Annotated in this window: 4 protein-coding genes and 2 rRNA genes; 3 read left to right on the top strand and 3 right to left on the bottom strand. The window is 44.9% G+C overall.

Annotated features, from left to right (window positions below):
• Window positions 1-788 (top strand): 23S ribosomal RNA (locus tag ACXAGV_RS03385); the annotation flags it as partial.
• Between the two features lie 119 nt (window positions 789-907).
• A 5S ribosomal RNA gene (rrf, locus tag ACXAGV_RS03380) occupies window positions 908-1,023 on the top strand.
• Between the two features lie 215 nt (window positions 1,024-1,238).
• Here the strand turns inward: rrf and ACXAGV_RS03375 are convergent.
• The 3 genes from ACXAGV_RS03375 to ACXAGV_RS03365 form a co-directional block, all read right to left on the bottom strand.
• On the bottom strand, window positions 1,239-2,978 hold the full coding sequence (locus ACXAGV_RS03375) for an AMP-binding protein (protein ID WP_474871883.1): 1,740 nt from the start codon (window positions 2,976-2,978) through the stop codon (window positions 1,239-1,241).
• A 368-nt stretch (window positions 2,979-3,346) separates the two neighbouring features.
• Window positions 3,347-3,925: an EF-hand domain-containing protein gene (locus tag ACXAGV_RS03370; protein ID WP_474871881.1), complete on the bottom strand. Its 579-nt coding sequence runs from the start codon at window positions 3,923-3,925 to the stop codon at window positions 3,347-3,349.
• Window positions 3,926-4,226: 301 nt separating this feature from the next.
• Window positions 4,227-6,596 (bottom strand): DNA polymerase II, encoded by a 2,370-nt coding sequence (locus tag ACXAGV_RS03365; protein ID WP_474871879.1) that lies wholly within the window; start codon window positions 6,594-6,596, stop codon window positions 4,227-4,229.
• Window positions 6,597-6,897: 301 nt separating this feature from the next.
• Here ACXAGV_RS03365 and ACXAGV_RS03360 point away from each other — a divergent pair, with 301 nt between their 5' ends.
• A complete protein-coding gene (locus ACXAGV_RS03360) occupies window positions 6,898-7,929 on the top strand; it encodes an MBL fold metallo-hydrolase (protein ID WP_474871907.1) in 1,032 nt (343 codons plus the stop codon).
• The last annotated feature ends 11 nt before the right edge of the window (window positions 7,930-7,940 follow it).

The raw sequence follows: 7,940 nt of genomic DNA, 5'->3' as shown, positions 1-7,940 counted from the left end.
GGATAGGTGGGAGGCTTTGAAGCACAGTCGCTAGATTGTGTGGAGCCGTCCTTGAAATACCACCCTTGTATGTTTGATGTTCTAACATTGGTCCCTTATCGGGATTGTGGACAGTGTCTGGTGGGTAGTTTGACTGGGGCGGTCTCCTCCCAAATAGTAACGGAGGAGCACGAAGGTTAGCTAATCACGGTCGGACATCGTGAGGTTAGTGCAATGGCATAAGCTAGCTTAACTGCGAGACAGACACGTCGAGCAGGTACGAAAGTAGGTCATAGTGATCCGGTGGTTCTGTATGGAAGGGCCATCGCTCAACGGATAAAAGGTACTCCGGGGATAACAGGCTGATACCGCCCAAGAGTTCATATCGACGGCGGTGTTTGGCACCTCGATGTCGGCTCATCACATCCTGGGGCTGAAGTCGGTCCCAAGGGTATGGCTGTTCGCCATTTAAAGTGGTACGCGAGCTGGGTTTAGAACGTCGTGAGACAGTTCGGTCCCTATCTGGTGTGGGCGTTGGATGATTGATGGGAGCTGCTCCTAGTACGAGAGGACCGGAGTGGACGAACCGCTGGTGTTCGGGTTGTCATGCCAATGGCATTGCCCGGTAGCTATGTTCGGAACGGATAACCGCTGAAAGCATCTAAGCGGGAAGCCGGCCCAAAGATGAGTCATCCCTGAACTTTAAGTTCTGGAAGGGTTGTTATAGACGATGACGTTGATAGGCAGGGTGTGGAAGCGTTGTAAGGCGTTAAGCTAACCTGTACTAATTGCCCGAGAGGCTTAACCATACAACGCCCAAGAAGCTTTAGGCTTTTGAGTGTTGTAGACAAGCTAAAGTAAGTAGAGTGAAAAGTAGTTACTCACTGATTGAATTGATATCCAGTTTTCTAGATTGTTACCAGTTTTTCCTGGCAGCCATAGCGATACGGTACCACCTGACTCCATTCCGAACTCAGAAGTGAAACGTATTAGCGCCGATGGTAGTGTGGGGTTTCCCCATGTGAGAGTAGGACACTGCCAGGTCCCATTAAGAAGAACCCGCCTAACGGCGGGTTTTTTGCGTTTGGAAGAAAGAAAAATGATGGGGTCAGAGTACATTAATTTCCCCGCCATGCACCAGCGAACATCAAAATGGGGTCAGAGTACTTTATTACTTCAAATATCAGTACGTGGTTATCCCTTCTTCCCCAGTGCAGCTAAGTCATAGAAAAGTACTCTGACCCCTTTATTTGTAGGGGTTAGGCTTCGGTTTGAAGGGCTTGCTTCTTTAAGGTTTCTATCATGTACTCGCGCATTTTAAATTTCTGAAGCTTCCCTGTTACTGTCATGGGGTACTCTTTCACTACGCTGATGTATTTGGGTACTTTAAAGTAAGCAAGCTTAGATCTCAGGTAGTCGCGTATTTGCTCTTCATTGATGTGTCGGTTTTCTTTCGCTTTTATCCATAGGCAAACTTGTTCGCCATATTTGTTGTCAGGAATACCAAAGACAGCAGCGTCTGACACGTCCTGATGCTGATATAAAACTTCTTCGATTTCTCGTGGGTAAATGTTTTCGCCGCCGCGAATAATCATGTCTTTTATTCTACCAACTATAGTGACATAGCCTTCTTCGTCCATTTCTCCCAAATCACCAGAATGAAGCCAACCTTCATCGTCTATGGTGGCTTTCGTCTTAACCTCATCACCCCAATAACCTTTCATTACACAGTAGCCTCTCGCGCAAATCTCACCCGGTTCTCCAATAGGCACCGTATTGCCTTGGGGATCTATGATCTTCACTTCTGTATGGGGCATAGCGCGTCCTACGGTTTTGACCTGCTTTTCAAATGGCGAGTCAATGTCAGTAATATGATTGATAGGGCTACACTCTGTCTGACCATAACCTATGACGACTTCTGTCATATGAAATTCACTATGAACTTTTCGCATGAGCTCTTCTGGACAGGTACTACCTGCCATAACGCCGGTTCTTAGTGTTGAGAGATCAAAGCTCTTAAAGTTAGAAAGTTCGAGCTCGGCAATAAACATGGTTGGCACGCCATGTAATCCCGTGCACTTTTCTTCTTCTACTGTACGGAGTGTTGTCTCAGGGTCGAATGACTCCCCTGGGAATACTGCGCATGCACCTGATGCTAAGCAAACTAAGTTGCCCAATACCATTCCAAAGCAGTGATAAAGCGGTACGGGAATACAAAGTTTGTCTTTGTGTGTGAACCTCATTGCTTGTGATACTAATAGCCCATTATTTAGAATGTTTCGGTGAGTTAACGTTGCGCCTTTCGGGTTTCCCGTGGTGCCGGAGGTAAACTGAATATTGATGTTATCATTCGCGCTAAGGTTCGATTCAACGGCCTGCAACTGAGATTTGAGCGCTTCCGTTGGTTCTATTTGCAATGCAGAAAAAGCCTGTAATCCTTCTACAGGCTTATCCCCAATAGTGTATACATATTTAAGTGAAGGCAACTTAGCAAGCGTTAGAGGACGCTTTGGTGTGTTCTTATCTTGGCTGTCTATTTCTGGCGCAAGCTCTTTCAACATAGCGACGTAATTTGACTGCTTGAATGACTGCGCCATGACTAAGTATTTTACGGAAACGTTATTAATAGCAAACGCTAATTCATCAGGACGATAAGCAGGGTTCAGGCATACCATTATCGCCCCGATTCGCGCAGTGGCCATCTGTACGATCGACCATTCGATATTGTTCGGAGACCATATACCCACACGGTCGCCAGGTTCTACATCGTTTGCAAGTAAGCCGCAAGCAACACGCTCTACTTCATACCAATAATGCTGATAGGTCCAGCTAACGTCTTGATGTTTTACAATGATCGCTGGATTATCGCCATAATTGTCGACAACATTTTTGAAATACTGACCGATAGTGAGCGACGTCAACTCAGCTTCATCAGAGCCAGTAAACTCACTTTTCTGAAGAGGGAGTAGTGAGTTTGGTGTAAGTTTTGATTCCATCATATTTTGCCTCCATGCGCGTACGCATATGATTTGTATATAAATAATAGAGTTGGCTGTTTCGGATTTTGGTTCCAAATAACCAATGGCAACAATTGCAGTAAATGCTGAATACGCAACGAATAAAACAAATAATTCAATCTTTATTAACAATATTGTTGCAAACGGGTTTTGTCGACAAGATGTTAGTCGTATATGGCGTTATTCAACGATGAATTTGTGTGACTCGTCGTACACGCTGAAAGGAGAGTAATAACTAAAAGTGACAATGTATTTGATGTCTAAAGAAAATTGTCTCAACTTTAATGAAACAAAAAAGCCTCCGACGAAGGAGGCTTCTTAAAAATTTTTACTTTACGAGTAGTGAGCGTCTATTCAGACTCAATTCCTTCGAAATATGCACGATATTCCATACGAGTAACGTAAGAATCGCCATTTTCATCCATCATCTCAAAGTCACCTTCGACATGTGCAACCTTTAACTCCTCGGCTGTAAGCTTACCGTCGCTGTCTACATCGATTTCAGTAAACTTATTGTCGGCTGTAGCTGACATCTCGGTGCGAAGCTCCTTATTCTTCTCTGATATCATTTCACCGTCAGCTTTAGAGAATAATTCAGGGTTGCCCTTTTCCGAGAGTAGAGCGTCATTGGTGCCTTCAGTTTTCACCTGAGTAATGATGTCATCGCTAAATATTGATGGTTTTTCATCAACAAACTTGTTGAATTCAACACGGCTAATCATGCTGTCACCATCGGTATCCATTTTTGCGAGAAGCTTACTGTCAATAACGCCAGAAGACTCAGAACCGACGATATAGCCGTTTCCATCCTTATCCATTGCGTTAAACCCCATCGAGATCTTCTCTTCGTGGTGGCCTGCTACTGCTGAAGCAGATAGTGTTGCAGCAATAACAGCACTGGTAATCATACTTAGTTTTGTGATCTTCATAATCAAATTCCTTCTGGCTTTTACAGTGAACTCGGGCGTTCAATTGCCCTAACCACTAGGTCCACAGACCTCAACATAGGTGCAGATTGGAAGTAAGTTTCAATCTGACACCGCTAATGACTTACGTAATTTATTATTCATTGAATGTGCCAAATGCATAACTAACTGATTTAGGAGGTAATAAAAATTTAAGGCAAGGATTTCAATGTTATTGCTATGTTAAATTGTCGCAGTGTTTGCAAGATCTTCATACGACAAACTTAAGCTGATCTCAGATAAAGATAGAACCTCATTAATGAGATTAAAACAGCGAGAGTTGATCGTTCGCTATTGTCTCAAAATTCAGGCCGATAAGAGGCAAGATACTATCGGCAATCGGCTGGATTTGCTTTTCAATATAGTGGTCATATTGAAGAGGGGCGGTGGCAGTTTCTACGGTTTGAGGGCCCTGTACTGTAATAACGTAAGCAATGGTAGTATTAAACTGATAGCGAAGTGGCAACCCTTGTTCTTTATAGTACTCGTCCGCTAATCGCGCAGCCTTTACGTGGGGAGGCAGCGACTTTGTATACGACGACAAAGGCTTTCGCAGCCGCTTTTTATAGACCAAAGCGTGATCCATCTCACCAGACTTTATCGCTGCTATCGTGCTATTTATGTAGTCTTCAACAGGCTGTCCAGTAAACACTTTTTTGTACAACTCGTACTGGAAGGTTTTAGCTAGTACTGTCCAATCAGAGCGGACATTTTCTAAGCCTTTAAAGACAAGTTCACCGCCCTTCATTCCTGCGTAACGTTTTTTGCTGCCTTCGGAAGAGCCTCGGATCGTCGGCATAAAAAACGTAGAAAAGTGAGATTCAAACTCAATTTCTAAGTGGCATTCAATGTCGAACTCACTTTTTAGTAACTCAGTCCACTTTCGATTAATAATGCTAGCTAGCTCAAGTCCAGTCTCTGACGGCGAACCCAGTGCATCACTCCCTTCTACATGAACAAATGTTGAATCGGTATCACCGTAGATAACCGTATAGCCTAGTTCTTCAATCCAACCCGCAGTGGTTTGCATGATCTCATGACCCCGCAGCGTAATAGAGCTAGCCAGGCGAGGATCGTAGAAAGGACAGCCTCCGCTACCAAGTACTCCATAGAAGGAGTTCATCAATATCTTAATCGCTTGAGAGCGTGGCGCATCTTTCTGTTTTTTGGCTTCGTCGCGCTGAAGCCATAGGTTTTCAATGATGGAAGGTAGAAAATGAGATTCGCGGCTAAATACTGCGCCTTTAAAACCTTCTATCGCCGTGTCAGGGGACTTAAGCCCTTCTGCAAGTCCCAACGGATCGATTTTAAATGTACGAATTATGGAAGGATACAGGCTCTTAAAATCGAGGACTAGAACGTCCTTGTATAAACCTGGCTGGGAACGCATGACATAACCACCCGGACTAGCCAAGCCTCCATTTTCAGGTCTTACCCCCGCGACATAAGACTTGCGGTGAAGCTTAGGCAAGTACACATTTAAAAACGCGGCCACTGACCCTCCGGGGCGACTCATATCTAGGCCGGTAAGAATACTGCGCAGCGCCAGAAAATCGATAAATTGGGTTTTATCCTGAATGCGGTTGACCAGTTCCGTGTCTTTAAAGTTATAGTTAGCGAGTGCAACGGGGTCGCTATGATAAAGACGCTTTATCGCTTCAAGCTTGTCGGCAGCTTGAATAAGCTTATTTTCGCCAAGCAGTTCTTCAGAGACGTGATCGAGCGAGAACGACTCGAATTGATAAGTCATTGTTTTTAGTGCTTCGATTCCATCAATAACACATCGTCCGGGCACATCAACGAGGGTTTGATCCTCCCACTGTCTTACAGAAGCCTCTCGGCCATGGCGGCCGATAGCATACTTTAGCGAGTTAGCCCTAGCGCGGCGTTCAAGTACCGCCATATCGAACTGTTTAACATTCCAGCCTAAAATAATATCTGGGTCGTAGGATGTAAGATAAGAAAAAAATGCTTCAAGCAGTGCTTTTTCTGATTCAACGACAATGAGCTCGTACGCGCTGTCTTCTTGTCCTTGCAATGTTTGCCCAACAAAATGTGGCGGGCATAGAAGCAGCACAACGTTGAGTCCTTCACCGGCTAACGCAATGCTAAAGAGTTCTTCATGCTCATTGCATTCGATGTCTATGCTTAGCGATGTAAATGTGGTTCTGAATTGACAGGGTCTGATTTGCGCATTTTCTATAACGGTCTGTGACGTATCGTCGAAATCTTGCGGAGCCAGAAATTCCACCGCACCATACACAAAGCGCTCCATTAAGTAGCGATCGGCAACGCGAATATCCGCTTCGTACAATACAATACTGCTTTCCTGCGCATGCTGGCGAAGCTGATGCATGTGTGATTCGGTTGCGGTTTTTACCGTCGCAACAGGAACTTGTTCCAGCGTGTGAAACCCGTCATCTGAAATACTGATCTTTGCTGAAGTACGCTCGGCGATATTGCGTAAATCATTGGCGTGATCAACAGATACAAAACAAGTGGGGTATTGGGGTGAAGAAATTAACCTAGCGGTGCTACTGGGCGTTTTTACCCATAGCTCAACATACACCTTGCCTCGCCGGGTAAACGTACTTTTATTGAGTATGAACCCTTGTTGTATTGTTGAGGCTGACATGAATCTGATTTACTAACCGGCTTTGTTGACGTTAATTTCTTTAAATAGCCTCATGGGCGTGTACGTTTTATAAACTCGCATTACCATCGTCTGTTCAATAACTGGCGCAGCGGTGCAATAAAAATGCGCTACCACTGTGCACGAGAAACGGCAGTAGGCTTAGTATAACGTTTGTTATCACCTACTCCTATAGATCTCTATTCGACAGATATGTTTGTTTTTGTAAGCAGCGCGAGTTAAAACGAAAACGTACAGTCTTTGTGCACGTTAGACCATGCACGATAGAAAAGGTGAGGGCGATATGGAATATCTATTCGATAAACAGGTAGAGCCGGGCGAGCTAACAGAAGTGGCCGATGGTGTTCTTTGGCTAACAATGCCGCTTCCATTTGAACTTGACCACATAAATTTGTATCTGATCCGCGGTGAAGGCGGTTGGGTGGTCATTGATACTGGCATAGGAACGTCCACCACCAAAGCGCTGTGGGAGCGTATATTCAAGCAATTAGACGGGCCAGTAGTTGGTGTTATCGTTACGCACTTACATCCTGATCATGTGGGGCTAGCGGGCTGGATAGCCGACGCGTATAACGTCCCCTTTTATATGTCTCAAACTGAGTATTTTACTGCTCGAGCGTTTGCGGCAGGAAGAAATGGCGCAACGAATGAACGGGATGTGCAATATTACCAGCGAGCAGGTTTAGACGAATCTATGATCGACAAGCTTACTTCTGGTGAAGGTAATGGCTACAGCAGCGTCGTTTCACCACTACCTATTAGTTACACTCGTCTAAAACATGGGATGACGCTATCGCTTGGTGGTAGCGAATGGCAGATCATCATTGGTCGCGGCCACTCTCCCGAGCATGCGTGCCTTTACAATAAGCAAAAGAATATCCTCATTTCGGGCGATCATATTTTGCCAATTATAACGCCTAACATTGGCGCTTATTCAACAGAGCCTGATGCCAACACCTTAGGCGACTACCTCAGCACGCTGCCGCAATTTAAAAACTTGCCGAAAGATACAACAGTGCTACCCGCTCATAAGCTTCCTTTTACAGGCCTGCACGAGCGAGTGGATTCGCTTATTGCTCATCATCACGAGCACCTAAAGGCTCTGTTAAATGCGTGCGAGCAACCTCGAACGGTCGTAGAGCTATTACCGGTTATGTTTAAGCGCAAGCTCTCAAGCCGAAACATGGTGTTTGCAGTTGCAGAGTGTTTGTCTCACCTTAATTACTTGCTTAATGAAGGGGCCATTTCTCGGACGTTAAACATCAAGGGTGTGTATACATTTAAAGCCTGTGAAGTAAAAAAGCTTGCCTGTTAGTTCAGTCAGAG

Source organism: Alteromonas sp. ABH4_453, from assembly GCF_056160665.1.
Note: the sequence above shows the minus strand (reverse complement) of the source record. Positions and strands in the feature narration are given on the sequence as shown.